General features: G+C 69.4%; 13 protein-coding genes. 7 read left to right on the forward strand and 6 right to left on the reverse strand.

Going from position 1 to position 15,401, the window contains the following annotated elements; all coding sequences use genetic code 11:
* The first annotated feature begins 151 nt into the window (after positions 1-151).
* Positions 152-1,531 carry an MFS transporter gene (locus tag P0Y60_06685; protein ID WEK62424.1) on the forward strand — a complete coding sequence of 460 codons (1,380 nt, stop codon included), beginning with the start codon at positions 152-154 and terminating at the stop codon, positions 1,529-1,531.
* Between the two features lie 102 nt (positions 1,532-1,633).
* Here the strand turns inward: P0Y60_06685 and P0Y60_06690 are convergent, their stop codons facing one another.
* Positions 1,634-2,338, reverse strand: coding sequence for an IclR family transcriptional regulator (locus P0Y60_06690; GenBank protein ID WEK62425.1), 705 nt, complete (start codon positions 2,336-2,338; stop codon positions 1,634-1,636).
* A 129-nt stretch (positions 2,339-2,467) separates the two neighbouring features.
* Here P0Y60_06690 and P0Y60_06695 point away from each other — a divergent pair, with 129 nt between their 5' ends.
* Positions 2,468-4,339: an FAD-dependent monooxygenase gene (locus tag P0Y60_06695; GenBank protein WEK62426.1), complete on the forward strand. Its 1,872-nt coding sequence runs from the start codon at positions 2,468-2,470 to the stop codon at positions 4,337-4,339.
* Between the two features lie 91 nt (positions 4,340-4,430).
* Positions 4,431-4,811: a VOC family protein gene (locus P0Y60_06700; protein ID WEK62427.1), complete on the forward strand. Its 381-nt coding sequence runs from the start codon at positions 4,431-4,433 to the stop codon at positions 4,809-4,811.
* 152 nt (positions 4,812-4,963) lie between these two features.
* Here the strand turns inward: P0Y60_06700 and P0Y60_06705 are convergent, their stop codons facing one another.
* Together P0Y60_06705 and P0Y60_06710 are read right to left on the reverse strand one after the other, a co-directional pair.
* Entirely contained in the window at positions 4,964-5,818 is an 855-nt protein-coding gene (locus tag P0Y60_06705) for a PhzF family phenazine biosynthesis protein (protein WEK62428.1), read from the reverse strand.
* Between the two features lie 25 nt (positions 5,819-5,843).
* The gene (locus P0Y60_06710) at positions 5,844-7,631 is read right to left on the reverse strand and encodes a thiamine pyrophosphate-binding protein (protein ID WEK62429.1); all 1,788 of its coding nucleotides are present in this window, start codon (positions 7,629-7,631) and stop codon (positions 5,844-5,846) included.
* Positions 7,632-7,839: 208 nt separating this feature from the next.
* Here P0Y60_06710 and P0Y60_06715 point away from each other — a divergent pair, with 208 nt between their 5' ends.
* The 4 genes from P0Y60_06715 to P0Y60_06730 are packed head-to-tail and all read left to right on the forward strand — an operon-like array spanning position 7,840 to position 11,850.
* On the forward strand, positions 7,840-9,531 hold the full coding sequence (locus P0Y60_06715; GenBank protein ID WEK62430.1) for a circularly permuted type 2 ATP-grasp protein: 1,692 nt from the start codon (positions 7,840-7,842) through the stop codon (positions 9,529-9,531).
* Entirely contained in the window at positions 9,525-10,451 is a 927-nt protein-coding gene (locus P0Y60_06720) for an alpha-E domain-containing protein (protein WEK62431.1), read from the forward strand. Before P0Y60_06715 ends, P0Y60_06720 begins: the two co-directional genes overlap by 7 nt.
* On the forward strand, positions 10,448-11,293 hold the full coding sequence (locus tag P0Y60_06725) for a transglutaminase family protein (GenBank protein WEK62432.1): 846 nt from the start codon (positions 10,448-10,450) through the stop codon (positions 11,291-11,293). The genes P0Y60_06720 and P0Y60_06725 overlap by 4 nt, the downstream gene beginning before the upstream one ends.
* A gap of 47 nt (positions 11,294-11,340) precedes the next feature.
* Positions 11,341-11,850, forward strand: coding sequence for a phosphoribosyltransferase (locus P0Y60_06730; protein WEK62433.1), 510 nt, complete (start codon positions 11,341-11,343; stop codon positions 11,848-11,850).
* A 25-nt stretch (positions 11,851-11,875) separates the two neighbouring features.
* On the opposite strand, the gene P0Y60_06735 is transcribed toward P0Y60_06730, so the two are convergent.
* The 3 genes from P0Y60_06735 to paaK are packed head-to-tail and all read right to left on the reverse strand — an operon-like array spanning position 11,876 to position 15,400.
* Positions 11,876-13,399 carry an ATP-dependent DNA ligase gene (locus tag P0Y60_06735; GenBank protein WEK62434.1) on the reverse strand — a complete coding sequence of 508 codons (1,524 nt, stop codon included), beginning with the start codon at positions 13,397-13,399 and terminating at the stop codon, positions 11,876-11,878.
* 53 nt (positions 13,400-13,452) lie between these two features.
* Complete coding sequence (locus tag P0Y60_06740) at positions 13,453-14,223, reverse strand: enoyl-CoA hydratase/isomerase family protein (GenBank protein ID WEK62435.1); 771 nt, start codon at positions 14,221-14,223, stop codon at positions 13,453-13,455.
* 13 nt (positions 14,224-14,236) lie between these two features.
* Positions 14,237-15,400, reverse strand: coding sequence for a phenylacetate-CoA oxygenase/reductase subunit PaaK (gene paaK / locus P0Y60_06745; GenBank protein ID WEK62436.1), 1,164 nt, complete (start codon positions 15,398-15,400; stop codon positions 14,237-14,239).
* Position 15,401 lies beyond the last annotated feature (1 nt).

A 15,401-nucleotide genomic window follows, 5' to 3' on the forward strand; every position in this document is an offset into this window, starting at 1 on the left:
GCGCCTCCTCGCGCTCGTCTGCACTGTCGTGCGGGACGCCTTGTGCGTCGTATTCGAAATCATATATCATCGGTTCACCCCTCGGCAAGCATTCGGATTCACGTCCGCTGCGCGCCGTGACAATGCGGTCACAACCAGAAGGAGGCACCCCATGAGCGGGCAGCCACAGGGTGGGTTCACGCCCACCGGAACCATCGCGACAGCGGCCGATCGACGCCGCGTCGTGTTCGCCACTGTCGTCGGAACCACCGTCGAGTGGTACGACTTCTTCATCTACGCCACAGCCGTCGGGCTGGTGTTCGGGCAGCTGTTCTTCGAGCCGCTGGGCGCCAACAGCGCGCTGATCGCCTTCGCCACGGTCGGGGTGAGCTTCCTCTTCCGGCCCCTCGGCGCGTTCCTCGCGGGCCACTACGGCGACAAGCTCGGACGCAAGACCGTGCTGATGTGGACGCTGATCCTCATGGGTGCAGCGACCGCCCTGATCGGCATCCTGCCCACGTACGAGACCATCGGCGTCCTGGCACCGATCCTGCTGGTGCTCCTGCGCATCATCCAGGGCATCTCGGCCGGTGGCGAATGGGGCGGGGCGGTGCTGATGGCCGTCGAGCATGCTCCACGCACGAAGCGCGGCATCTTCGGAGCCTCCCCGCAGATCGGCGTTCCGCTCGGCCTCCTGCTCGCCTCGGGCGTCATGGCGCTGATGACGGCGATCGCTCCGGGGGAGCAGTTCGCGATCTGGGGCTGGCGGGTGCCGTTCCTGCTCAGCGTGGTGCTGATCCTCGTGGGCTACTACGTGCGTCGCAAGGTCGAGGAGAGCCCGGTGTTCACCGAGCTCGCCGCGCGCAAGGAGAAGGCGCGGATGCCGATCGTGCAGCTGTTCCGCAAGCACGCGCTGCTCGTGATCATCGCGGCGTTCGTCTTCGCCGGCAACAACGCGGTCGGCTACATGACGACGGGCGGCTACATCCAGGGCTACGCCACGAACCCGGACGGGCCGATCGGTCTGGAGCGCGGTCCGGTGCTGTGGGCCGTCGCGGGCTCTGCCGTGACGTGGCTCCTCACGACGCTGTTGGCCGGGTGGGTCTCGGACCGTATCGGTCGCCGCACCACGTACATCATCGGATGGGTGATGCAGCTGGTCGGTGTCTTCACGCTGTTCCCGCTCGTGAACACCGGCGAGATCGGGCTTCTGTTCGCCGGGCTGGCGATCCTCACGATCGGACTCGGCTTCACGTACGGGCCGCAGGCCGCGCTGTACACCGAGCTCTTCCCCGCCAGCATCCGCTTCTCGGGTGTCTCGATCTCGTACGCGATCGGTGCCATCGCCGGTGGAGCGTTCGCCCCGACCATCGCGACCGCGATCGTGCAGGCGACCGGGTCGACACAGGCGGTCACCTGGTACCTCGCGGGTATGACCGTCCTCGGCCTGATCGCGACCCTCCTGCTGCGCGACCGCTCGGGCATCCCGCTCGGCGTCGACCACGAGGAGGAGCAGTCGGTGAGCCCGATCCGCGGGCTCGCGAACGCCTGATCGAGCGCGACCGTCACAACTCCGGAGATACTGCGCCCAACGGCCCCTTGTCGGGCGTGTTGCGCGGATATCGACCCGTTTCTCCGGAGTTGTGAAGCGTGGTCAGCCGTCGAGCGCTTCGCGGATGAGCTCTGCCGACCGCTGAAGACGCTCGGCGATGGCCCCGTCGTCGAGGGAGGTGGCGACGTGCACGACCGCGATCGCGGCAGGTCGATGTCCGCGCAGGATCAGCGGAACCGCGACGGACTGCACGGTCGGGATGACCTCGTCGTGGCTCGTGCCGTACCCACGGGTGCGGGTCAGCTCGACGTCGGCGCGGAGCCGCTCGGAGATCGGGGAGGGCCACTCGTTCGGAGCGAGCTGCGTGAGGATGGCCTTTCCCGGAGCGCCGACCGTGACGGGATGGCGGGCGCCCGGGCGTTGCGCGACGCTGGCGATCGCGTGCTTGGGTTCGACGCTGGCCAGTGTGATGCACTCCTCGCCGTCGAGGACGGCGAGGAAGCACGTCATGCCGAGCTCGTTCGCGATCGCCGTCAGCTCGGGGAGCGCCTCGGCCTGAAGGTCATGGGCGACCCCGGCGGCGAGTGCCGCCATGCGTGCCCCCAGGCTGACGGCGCCCGTTCCGTCGCGGGTGACCAGGCTGTGGTCTTCCAGCGTTCGCAGGAGCCGGTAGGCGATCGAGCGGTGCACGCCCAGGCGGTGCGCGATCTCGTCGATCGCGAGGGGCTCGCGTGCATCGCTGAGGATCTCGAGGATGCGGATGCCGCGGCTCAGGGTCTGTGATGCGGGCGTCGTGCCGTCGGCCACGGATGCTCCTTGCACTCGGAGGTCGTCGAGAATACGATGTGTTCAATAGTAGAACGCTGTGTTCGAATATAGAACACGCGGTTCGAGGATGCAAGACCCGACAGTGCAGTCCGGAAGGAATCGACGACGATGCAGTTCCACCACCATGGCTATGTCTCCGGCAATCCCCGCGTGCAGGATGCCGCGGGCGTCGGCGTGGATCGGCCGAGCGAGCTTCCCGACCGGCTCGACGTGCTGATCGTCGGGTCGGGGCCGGCCGGCATGCTGCTCGCCGCGCAGATGTCGCAGTACCCGGGCGTCACGACCCGCATCATCGAGAAGCGCGACGGGCGACTGGTGCTCGGTCAGGCCGACGGCATCCAGCCGCGCAGCGTCGAGACCTTCCAGGCGTTCGGCTTCGCGGAGCGGATCGTCGCCGAGGCCTACAACATCGGCTGGATGAACTTCTGGGGTCCGAATCCCGAGAACCCGCGGGAGATCGTCCGCACCTCGCGCACCGCGGACTACGCCTACGACATCTGCGAGTTCCCGCACCTGATCGTCAACCAGGCGCGGGTGCTGGACTACTTCGCCGAAGCCGCCGGAAACGGCCCCGGTCGGATCACGCCGGACTACGGCGTGGAGTTCGTCGGACTCACCGTGCACGACGAGGGCGAGTACCCCGTCGAGGTGCGGGTGCGTCATCTCGCGGGGGAGCGCGCCGGCGAGGAGCGCACCATCCGGGCGAAGTACGTCGCCGGCTGCGATGGCGCGCGCAGCGGTGTGCGCGAGGCGATCGGACGCACGCACGTCGGCGGCAGTGCGGCCCATGCGTGGGGCGTCATGGATGTGCTGGTGAACACCGACTTCCCGGATTGGCGCACGAAGTGCGCGATCAACTCCGAAGCGGGCAACATCCTGCACATCCCGCGGGAGGGCGGCTACCTCTCGCGCATGTACATCGACCTCGGCGAGGTCGCAGACGACGATGATCACCGTGTGCGCAAGACCCCGGTCGAGGAGATCATCCGCAAGGCCAACGACATCCTGCACCCGTACACGATCGACGTGCAGCAGGTCGCCTGGCACAGCGTGTACGAGGTCGGGCATCGGGTGACCGACGGCTTCGACGACGTGATCGACGAGTCGGGCCGCACGCCGCACGTGTTCCTCACCGGCGACGCCTGCCACACGCACAGCGCCAAGGCCGGGCAGGGCATGAACGTGTCGATGCAGGACGGCTTCAACCTCGGATGGAAGCTCGGCTCGGTGCTCACCGGGCGTGCTCCGGAGTCGCTCCTGGCCACGTACGGCGCAGAGCGGCGGCCGGTCGCGCAGCAGCTCATCGACTTCGATCGGGAGTGGTCGAGCCTGATGGCCCGCAAGCCGGAGGAGATCTCCGACCCCAACGAGCTCGCGACGTACTACCTCGCCACGGCCGAGTTCCCCTCGGGGTTCATGACGCAGTACACCTCGTCGATGATCACGGGTTCCGATGCGCACCAGGCGCTGGCGGCGGGCTTCCCGCTGGGGAAGCGCTTCAAGTCGGCCGAGGTGATCAGGGTCGGCGACGGCAACGTCACCCACCTCGGTCATCACGCCACGGCCGACGGCCGGTGGCGCGTGTACGCCTTCGGCGACCGCACGGGCGAGGTGCTCGCCACCTGGGCAGAGCAGGCGGCTGAGGTTCTCGCGCGGTTCACCCCGGCGGATGCCGACGTGGATGCCGTGTTCGACGTCAAGGCCGTCTACCAACAGCCGTTCGAGGAAGTCGAGGTGACCTCGGCTCCCTCGCTGTTCCAGCCGAAGACCGGCCCCCTCGGGCTCACCGACTGGGAGAAGGTGTACGCGTCGGGTCCGTCGAAATGGACGCCGACCGACATCTTCGCCGCGCGCGAGCTCTCACGAGACGGCGTCGTGATCGTCGTGCGACCCGATCAGTATGTCGCCGCGATCCTCCCCCTGGATGACACGGCGGAGCTGGCGGAGTTCTTCGACGGCGCGCTGCTGCCGGCGCGCTGAGCGGGGCGCGGAACCCCTGGTCGGATTGTCGGTGGTCCGGCGTACCGTGGGTCTCGGTCGGGCGACGGCGTCCGCCAGGAGGGTGTGCGCAATGACCTGGAAGATCGAACTCATCTTCGTACCGGTGACCGATGTCGACCGCTCGAAGGACTTCTACACGAAGATCGGCTTCAACCCCGACCACGATCAGACGCCGACCGAGGGACTGCGCTTCGTGCAGATGACCCCGCCAGGCTCGGCCTGCTCGATCGCCTTCGGCACGGGACTCGAGATTCCTCTCGAGCCCGGACAGCAGAAGACGATCCAGGTGGTCGTGCCGAACGCCGACGAGGCCCAGGCGCACCTCGAGTCCCTCGGTGTCGCGACGAAGGGCGTCGAAGACCTCGGCTGGGGCCGATTCGTGTGGTTCGACGACCCCGACGGCAACACGTGGACACTGCAGGAGCTTCCGGACTACGCCACGCAGGGCTGAGCCGGTCGCTGAGGGGCGGCGTGCACGCCCCCCCCCGAACTGCCCGCAGTCGCCGCGTGCACGGCATCCGCCCGACTGCACGACCTGTGCGCGCAGGCTTCTCATCCACTCGACAACAACCCGTACGCTCGGCGGGCCCGAGCGTACGGGTGTCAGCCGATGCGCGTCGCCCCACCGGAGACCACGATCCCGCCGTCGGGAGGAATCGTCACGGTGAGCAGGCTCGGGCGGCGAACGTGGGCACCCTGGTGGATGCGCACGGTCGTCTCGGGGTGGCCGAGGTCGCGGAGATAAGCGCCGACCGACGCCGCGGCGGAGCCGGTCGCCGGGTCCTCGGTGATGCGTCCGACCGGGAACAGATTGCGTGCGTCGAAATCCGCAGGGCCGGTTGCATGCAGCACGGTGATCGTGCCCAGCCACTGCTGCTCGCGCATGAGGTCGGCGACCGGTGCGGGGGAGAAGCGGAACTGATCGAAGAGCTCACGGTCGCGGATGACGATGATCGGATGCCGGTTCCCGGCGAAGGCCTCCCTCGGCGGGAAACGCCCGTCGAGGTCGTCGGCGCCGAGCCCCAGGAGTTCGAGCAGGCGGTCGAACACGCGCTCGTCGAGATCGCGTACCTCGGGGTCGACGCTCGTGAACGAGACGGCGATGGTGCCCTCGTCATCCGATTCCGAACGCAGCGCCACCTCGCCGCCGGCCGTCTCGAAGACCACCTCGCCTGTTCCGTTCCGCTCGGCCAGAGCCACCGCCGTCGCGACCGTCGCATGTCCGCAGAACGGCACCTCCGCCGCGGGCGACCAGAACCGCACGCGATAGCGAGGCGTTCCGTCGACGTCCCGGCGCGAAGTGACGAACGCGGTCTCGGAGTACCCGACGTCGGCGGCGATCTGCAGCATCCGCGCGTCGCTCACATCGACCGCGTCGAGCACGACGCCGGCGGGGTTGCCCCCGGTCGGATCGGCCGCGAACGCGTTGTACCGCAGTACCTCGGGAACTTCTGTCATGACGAGGAGCCTAGCCTTCGCTCCGTCAGGAATTCACGCGGATGATCTCCTGCTGGTACGGCGCGATCACATCCCCGGAGATGCGCAGGTCGAGCAGCAGGAACCGCCGGGTCGCCGCATCCTCCTCGTTCCACGCTGCCAGACGATCGAGGTCGCCCAGCGTGCGCACCACGACGCCCTCTGCGTCGACAGCGGCGCCGAATGCCGCGAAGTCCACCTCCGGGATGCGCATCGGCTCCTGTGCCAGGCCCTTCAGCCCGTAGAGGTTGACCTCTGCCCCGTACGCGGCGTCGTTCCAGACGACCGCGATGCCGCGGCCACCGGCGGCGCGCACGGCGGACTCGAGGTCGGCGATCGCCATCAGCCCTCCGCCGTCGCCCGATGTCAGCACGACCGTCGAGTCGGGGCGCGCCAACGCGGCACCGACGACGCTCGGCCACCCCAGCCCGATCGACTGGAAGGCGGTGCCGATCATCATCATGCGATCGGGCGCCGCGACCGGCCAGTACATGTTCGCCCAGCCGATGAAGTGCCCGCCGTCCGAGACCACGACGCGGTCCTCCGGCAACAGGTCTGCGATACGACGTGCGGCGGAGCGCGGGTCGAGGCGTCCGTCCGGTGCGAGATCGTCGCCGGCGTCGTACGCGCGCGCGGCCGCCACATCGACGCTCTCGCGCCAGGGAGTGCGGGCGGCGGCGGGCACGGCTTCGGAGCTCGCGGGCGACACCCCGGCGACGTCGGTGGATGCCGCGGCGCGCCGTGCCTCATCTCCGAAGCTGTGCTCGGTGGACGAGGCGGAGGAAAGGGCGGACGGGGTGGAAGGGGTGGGGGCTGCGGAGCGGAGGCGGGAGACGATCGCCTCCGCGGCGACTCGGGCGTCGGCACGGACGAACCCGCCGATGTGGGCGTGCGTGGCCGCCGGAGCGATGTCGACCTGGAAGACGCGGGTTCCGGGGGCGAAGAGTTCACCGAAGCGCATCGTGAACTGGTTCAGCGAGGCCCCGAACACGACGGCGACATCGGCCCCGCGGATGAGGTCCATCGCTCCTTCTGCACCGAACCCGCCCGTGACGCCCAGATCGTACCGGTCGTCGGGGAACACGCCTCGGCCGAGCGCCGACGACGCCGTGAGCGCCCCGGTGGCCTGCGCCAGTTCGCCCAGCGCAGCGCTGGCGCCGGCGAGCCAGGCCCCACGACCGGCGAGCAGGAACGGGCGCTCGGCGTGCCGCAGGGCGTCGGCGATCTCGTCGAGCAGCCCCTCGGCGAACTCGCCCTTCGGCGCGAGAGGGGCGGGGACGCGCGGCGAGGGCACGTCGGCTACCGGACCCGACTCGAGGGCGGCGACGTCGTAGGGGATCGCGAGCACGACAGGCACACGGTAGGTGAGAGCGTGTTCGATCGCGATCACGGTGGTCGCGGCGGCATCGGTGCGTCCGACCGTATAGGTGCGCGCGCCCACGGCGGAGGCGAGGGCGATCTGGTCGACGTCCCACGGGCGGGGTCCGGACGTCGGCTCGTCGCCCACGACCAGCACGAGCGGAACGTGTGCCTGCACGGCCTCGGCGAGCGCGGTGAGGGTGTTCGTGAACCCGGCACCGTACGTCGAGGTTCCCGCGGCGATCCGGCCCGAGGCGCGGAAGTGCGCATCGGCGGCGACCACAGCGCCCTGCTCGTGGCGGACGGCCGTGAACACGGCATCCGTCTGGCGTTCGATCGCATCGAGGAAGTAGGCGTTGCCGTTGCCCATGACGCCGAAGACAGCGTCGATGTGCTGGGCGAGGGTGAGGGCGACGTGCGCGGAGACAGTGGGCATGCGAAAGCCTTTCGAGACAGGGACGGATGAGAGTCGGATCCGTATGTGTCTCGCCTCCGCAGCGATGCAGAGTGCTTCGTGCCCCTTTTTCGGGCACCGGCCGGGAAAGATGCCGGACAGATGAACTCTACCGCTCCCGCCCGGCTCTGTCGCCGCCCTGACTTCCCTCGGAAACATCATCGAAACCACGCCACGGAAGTATTCCGACATGGAGTCGCTGTTCAACGGATACACCTCCCGTCGGTCGCCGGTGCGGAAGGGGGCGCAGCCCTGGGATGAGATGTTCCCTTCGGAGGCGCCGCCGAGTGGCGGCCAGGTGCGCCCGCCCTATCAAGACATGTACCCCGCGCTGGCGGGAATGGATGACGCGGAGCTGCGGGCGCGCACGGATGCACTGGCCAGCTCGTACCTCGCGCAGGGGGTGACCTTCGATTTCGCCGGGGAGGAGAGGCCGTTCCCGCTCGATGTGGTTCCGCGCGTGATCGCCGCGGATGACTGGACCTACGTCGAGTCGGGGGTGAAGCAGCGGGTGCGCGCGCTGGAGGCGTTCCTGGCGGACGTGTACGGCCCGCAGCTGGCGGTGCACGACGGGGTGATCCCGGCGTCGCTGATCAGCTCGTCGTCGCACTTCCATCGTCAGGCGGCCGGCATCGTCGGGGCCAACGGTGTGCGCATCCATGTCGCCGGGATCGACGTGATCCGCGACGAGAAGGGTGCCTGGCGGGTGCTGGAGGACAACGTCCGCGTGCCCAGCGGCGTGAGCTACGTGCTCGCCAACCGGCGGGTCATGGCACAGACTCTGCCCGAGCTCTTCACCAGTCTGCGCGTGAGACCCGTGGTCGACTATCCGGGCCGGTTGCTGCAGGCGTTGCGTGCCGCAGCTCCGGCAGGCGTCGAGAATCCGACCGTCGTCGTGCTCACCCCCGGCGTCTACAACTCCGCCTACTACGAGCACACCCTGCTGGCGCGCATGATGGGCATCGAGCTGGTCGAGGGGCGCGACCTGTTCTGCTCGGGCGGCCGGGTCTGGATGCACACGACCGCAGGGCCGACCAGGGTGGACGTGATCTACCGCCGCGTCGATGACGAGTTCCTCGACCCGCAGCACTTCCGGCCGGATTCGGTGCTGGGAGCTCCCGGGCTGATGTTGGCGGCGCGGCTCGGCAACGTCACGCTCGCCAATGCGATCGGCAACGGCGTCGCCGACGACAAGCTCGTCTACACGTATGTCCCCGAACTCATCCGTTACTACCTCGGGGAGGACCCGATCATCCCGAACGTCGACACGTGGCGTCTGGAGGAGCCGGACGCGTTGGAAGAGGTGCTGGATCGCCTCGACGAGCTCGTCGTGAAGCCGGTTGACGGGTCGGGAGGGAAGGGGCTGGTCGTCGGCCCGGATGCCTCGCGGGCGACGCTCGACGCACTGCGGTCGACGCTGCTCGCTGACCCGCGGGGATGGATCGCGCAGCCGGTCGTGCAGCTCTCGACGATCCCCACGCTGGTTGAAGACGGATTCCGCCCGCGGCATGTCGACCTGCGCCCCTTCGCCGTGAACGACGGGAACGACATCTGGGTGCTGCCGGGTGGGCTCACGCGCGTCGCACTGCCCGAGGGGCAGCTCGTCGTGAACTCCAGCCAGGGCGGCGGGTCGAAGGACACCTGGGTGCTGGATCCCTCCCTGTTCACCGGGCCGACGACCACCCTCGACGGCCTCTCGGACCCCGCATCCGACGAGGTCTCCCTCGCCACCGGGGCGATCGCGGTGGTGGCCGCTCCCCGAGAGGAATCGCATCCGCCGTTCCTCTCCTCTCCGCAGGACGAGGATCTCGAGGTGCGCCACCACCAGCAACAACAGCAACAACAGCAGCAGCGATCGGAATCGGGGGATCTCCCATGCTGAGTCGCATCGCAGAAGCGCTGTTCTGGATCGGCCGCTACGTCGAGCGCGCCGACGGCACCGCGCGCATCCTGGACGTGCACCTGCAGTTGCTCCTGGAGGATCCGTGGGTCGAGGAGGACACCGCCTGCCGTGCTCTGCTCTCGGTGATGGGCACGACCGTCGAGGGCGATGCACCGCTCGGACGCGACGACGTGGTGCGCATTCTCGCGCTGGACCGGGAACACTCGGCGTCGATCGCGCACTCGATCACGGCCGCCCGCGAGAACGCCCGCCGCGCGCGCGAGATCATCTCGACCGACCTGTGGGAGACCCTCAACGAGTCCCACGCGCGCATGCCGCGGTGGATCGCCTCGGACAAGACGCATCCCTTCTTCCGCTGGGTCCGCGACCGTTCCGCCCTGGCATTCGGCGTGGTGGACTCCTCGACGAGTCGCGATGAGGCGTGGCAGTTCTTCGTGCTCGGCCGGTCGATCGAACGGGCGGACATGACGGCGCGGCTCCTCGCGACGCGGTCGCTCACGGATGCCGGCGGGCCGAGCTGGACGACGCTGCTCCGCAGTTGCGGCGCCTACGAGGCGCATCTGCGCAGCCATCGCGCGATACCGACGGCCACGTCGGCCGTGGAGTTCCTGCTGGTGGATCGGCTGTTCCCGCGGTCGGTGCTGTCCAGCATCCTGCAGGCGGACGAGTGTCTGCGCGGCATCGACCCGGCGGGAGCGTTCGGCGCCCCGGACCGCGCCCATCGGGTGCTCGGACGGATGCGCTCGGAGCTGGAGTATCGACCGGTCGGCGACATCGTGCATCGCCTCTCGGAGAGCATGGAAGAGGTGCAGGTGGGGATGTCGGAGGCGAGCGATGCGATCAGAGAGCGATACTTCCCCTCGATCGCGATGCCGGTGTGGATCGGAGAGGCGCTGTGAGCCGCCTGCGGGTCGTGCATCGCACCGGATTCCGCTACGAGAAGCCGGCGACCGCGTCGTACAACGAAGCGAGGATGCTGCCGCATTCGCGCGAGGGCCAGTTCGTGCTGCAGGCGACCCTCGACATCTCGCCGACCGCGACCCAGCACTCCTACGCCGACTACTGGGACACCCGGGTGTCGACATTCGAGGTGCTCACTCCGCATCAGCTGCTGTCGGTCACCGCGACGAGCATCGTCGACGTGCGGGCGATGCCGCAGCCGACCAGGGGCATCGACTGGGACGAGCTCGCCGCCCGCATCCCGCAGTCGCTGTCTCTGGCCGAGGGCGTCACACAGACTCCCGCCACGGCGCCCGATGCCGAGATGATCGCACTCGGGCAGCGGATCAAGGCCGAAGGCCGCGACGTCGATGCCACCGCGTTCGAGATCTGCCGGACGGTCGGTGAGGCGATGGAGTACCAGAGCGGCGTCACCGGGGTGAACTCCACGGCGCGCGACGCGTGGCCCGCGCGTTCGGGCGTCTGCCAGGACATCGCGCATGTCGCTCTCGGCGTGCTGCGTGCGATCGGCATCCCGGCGCGCTACGTGTCCGGCTACCTGCACCCGGATCCGACGGCGCCGATCGGGCAGCCCGTGGTCGGGGAGTCGCACGCGTGGGTCGAGTGGTACGCGGGGGAGTGGCGCGGGTACGACCCGACCAACCTCGCCGAGATCGGCGAGTCGCACGTCTACGTCGGCCACGGCCGCGACTACGGCGACGTGGCGCCGTTGCGGGGCGTGTACGCCGGACCGAGCGCGTCGGAGCTGTTCGTGTCGGTCGAGGTGACCCGGCTGGAGTGACCCCTCGACGGGAACCGGGCACCGCCCGCATGCAGGAGAATGGGTCAGTGACTGATGCAGCTATCGAGCGCGAGACGCTCACCTGGGACGGATTCGGCGCGGCCACGCGCGACCTTGCACGCGACATCCTCGGCAGCGGGTTCGTGCCGGAGGTCGTCGTCGCGATCGCGCGCGGCGGCCTGCTGCCGGCCGGTGCCATCGCCTACGGGCTCGGCGCGAAGAACTGCGGCGCGATCAACGTCGAGTTCTACACCGGCATCGGCACGGTGCTGGATGCTCCCGAGGTACTGCCGCCCGAGCTCGACATGGCCTACCTCGATGGTCGTCGGGTGCTGCTCGTCGACGACGTCGCCGACTCCGGGCGGACCCTCGCGCTCGCGGTGAAGCTGCTGCAGGACAAGGGCGCCGACGTGCGCTCGGTCACGATCTACACGAAGCCGTCGACCATCATCCAGCCGGACTACGCCTGGAAGGACACGGATCTGTGGATCAACTTCCCGTGGTCGTTCCAGGGGACGGTGCGCGAAGAAGACCTGGGACTGGCGCCCTCGGCCTGAGCGCCGGAGCCGCATCAGCCCCGCATCAGCCCCGCAGCAGCCCGCGCAGCGTCTGGATCGTGTCGGCCTCCGCGGCGGTCTTGTCGGGACGGTAGTGCTTCACCCGAGCGAACCGGAGCGCGATTCCGCCTGGGTAGCGGGGCGAGCGCTGCACGCCGTCGATCGCGATCTCGACGACGATCTCCGGCCGGAGGAAGACAGTGCTCACGCTGCGTCGCGTCTCGAGCGCGGGGAACGTCTCGGTCTGCCACTTCAGCAGCTCGTCGGTGAGTCCCTTGAACGTCTTGCCGACCATCACGAAGGCACCGGGCTCGCCGAACTCGCCGGTCGGGTCGAGTGCGCCCAGGTGCAGGTTCGACAACCAGCCCTGGCGGCGGCCCGAGCCCCATTCCGCCCCGAGCACCACGAGGTCGTAGGTCAGCACGGGCTTGACCTTGATCCAGGAGGTACCGCGCCTCCCCGCGGCGTACGGCGAGTCGATCGCCTTGATGACGACGCCCTCGTGACCGGCGGCGAGGGCCTCGCGGGAGAGTTCCTCGGCCGCAGTGGCATCGGCCGTCACGATGCCGGGGATGCGCCAGTCGGAGGCGACGCGTTCGAGCTCCGTGAGACGAGTGGAGAGCGGCTCGTCGATCAGATCCCGACCGTCGACGTGCAGCAGGTCGAAGAACCAGGGTCGCAGCAGGAGCTCGCGAGAGACATCCGCGCCGAAGCGCGACATGGTCTCCTGGAACGGACGCGGCCCGCCGTCCTCGTCGAGCGACAGCGTCTCGCCGTCGAGGATCAGGTCGTGGGCGGGGAGCGCCCGCACGATCTCGACCAGCTCCGGCACACGATGGGTGATGTCGGCCAGGCTGCGCGTGTACACACCGACCTCTTCGCCGTGGCGGTGCACCTGGATGCGGGCTCCGTCGAGCTTGAACTCGACCGACGACTCGCCCGTGAGCTCGAGGGCGGCTGTCGGGGTCGCGGCGGTGCCGGCGAGCATCGGCAGCACCGGGCGGCCGACCTGGAGCCCCACGGCCTCGAGCTCTGCGGCGGTGCCGGTGAGGGCGAGGTGCGCCGTGAGGCCGAGGTCACCCGAGAGCATGGCGGCGCGGCGGACGGTCGCGGGTGTGCGATCGGAGGCGCGGGCGATCGCATCGAGCAGCACGCCGCCGAGGGCCCCGGTGCGCAGCTCGCCCAGGATCGCCCTCGCCAGAACGTCCCATTCACCGGCCGTGGTGCGCGCGGCCAGGCCGCCGAGGATGCTGCTGCGCGCGGCGTTCGAGCCGGTGCCGGATGCCGCGGCCAGAGCATCGAGAGCCTGATCGACGTCGGCGATGCGCAGGGATGATGTGTCGGCATGGTGCACGTGGAGGGCGGCTATGCCTCGCCAGCCCACTCCGAGGCGCCCCTGCCGCGGTGCTGCGAGAAGCAGGCCGACGAGCGGCGCGATCTCGGTGGGCTCTGCGCGCGCGAGCAAGCGGGCCAACGCGTCGATCTTGGCGAGGCGCGATGAGGTCGCGGCGACCTCTTCTGTCGTGGTGACGAGCTCCGAGAGCAGCATCCCCGCATTCTCGCACCCGCTTCGGACATCGCCGAGGGGCTTGCGAACCGGTCTCAGCGTCCGCGGAACACCGGCTTGCGCTTCTCCTGGAAGGCGGCGAAGCCCTCGCGGTAGTCGTCCGTGTCGCACAGGGCGGCCTGGGCGGCGTTCTCTATCCCTACGGCATCCCACAGCGCGAGGCGCTCGTCGCGGATGCGGGCGATGAGCTGCTTGCTCGCGAGGAACGCCGCGGTGGCTCCGCGGGCCGCGGCGGCTGCGGTTTCGGTCGTCGCCGAGACGACCTCGTCGTCGGGGAACACCCGCGAGAACAGCCCGGAGGTCACGGCCTCGGACCCGGTCATCAACCGTCCCGTGTAGATCAGGTCGAGCGTCTTGTGTGCGCCGAGCCGGTCGAGGAACAGGGCGTGCCCGCCCGAGTCGAGGGTCGCTCCGAGCGCGGCGAAGGGCGAACCGATCTTCGCGGACTCCGCGACGTACACGACATCGGTCGCGATCAGCAGGCCGAGCCCGACGCCGAGGCATGCGCCGTGCGCCACCGCGAACGTGGGCGCGGGGAACCGTGCCATGCGCTGGAGAAGCGGCGTCACGAGACCGCCGAGATAGCCGATCACGTCGTCGTCGCGCGGGTCGACGCCCGAGATGTCGCGCCCGGCGCAGAACGCCCGTCCTTCGCCGCGGAGTACCAGAGCCGTGACTCCGGCCGCCTCGGCCGCCTGATACGCGGCATCCAGCTCGCCGAGGGCCTGTTCGTCGAGCGCGTTCATCTTCGCGGGCGCGTTCAGCACCACGGTCGCGACGTCGTCGGCGATGGTGAGGTCGATCATCGGGGCCTCCGGGTCAGACGTCGTAGTCGACGACCACGCGGTCGCTGGTGGGGTGGGATTGGCAGGTGAGCACGAAGCCGCGCGCGAGTTCGTCGGGCTCCAGCGCGTAGTTCTCGGTCATCGTGACGCTGCCCGCCACGACGCGCGCCCGGCAGGTGCCGCATACTCCGCCCGCGCAGGCGAACGGCGCATCCGGTCGCACGCGCAGTGCGGCGTTGAGCACCGACTCGTGCGCGTCCACGGGACTCTCCACGGTCGAGGAGACACCGTCGAGCGTCACTTCGATGCGCACCGTCTTCTGCCCGGCGCGCACCTCGACCGGCCGTGCCGCGCGCGTGGGCTCCTCACCCGTCGTGAACAGTTCGAAGCGGATGTGCGAGCGGTCGACGCCGACATCGGCGAGCACCTCGCGGCACAGATCTACCAGGGCCAGCGGCCCGCACAGGAACCACTCGTCGACCGTCGTCGGGGGGATGAGCGCGGAGAGGATCAGACGAAGCTTCGCCTCGTCGATGCGCCCGGACAGCACCGGCGCGGCGCGCTGCTCTCGTGACAGCACGTGGTGCAGCACCAGACGGGTCGGGTAGCGATCCTTGAGGTCGGCGAGATCTTCCAGGAACATCACGTCGAGCGTCGCCCTGTTCGTGTAGAGCAGGGTGAACCGCGAGGTGTCCGACCGGGTCAGCACCGTGTGGGCGAGCGCCATCAGGGGGGTGATGCCGGAGCCAGCCGCGATGCCGACCACGTGGCGATCGTCGAGGTCGTCCAGGCCCGATGTGAACGTGCCCTGCGGGCTCATCACATCGATCTCGAATCCGGCGTGGAGGCCCGTCTGCGCCCAGGTCGAGAAGAGGCCGCCTTCATCACGCTTGACCGCGACGCTGAGACTCGTGTCCGCTCCGTCGCCCCGGTGTTCGGGAGCGCGGCACAGCGAGTACGACCGGCGCACCTCGACGCCGTCGAGAGTGGTGCGCAGGGCGACGTACTGTCCGGGAAGGTGGTCGTACTCGTCGGCGAGCGCGGCGGGCACGGTGAACGTCACCTCGACCGCGTCGTCGGTGAGCGGCCGCACGTCAGACACAGCGAGGGTGTGGAACCGTGCGCGCGTGCGTGGAGTCGCGTCGCGAGAGGTCGGCGGATGAGAAACGGATGCCGGGGCGGAGGTGAAGAGCGACATG

The organism is Candidatus Microbacterium colombiense (assembly GCA_029203165.1).
GTDB lineage: Bacteria > Actinomycetota > Actinomycetes > Actinomycetales > Microbacteriaceae > Microbacterium > Microbacterium colombiense.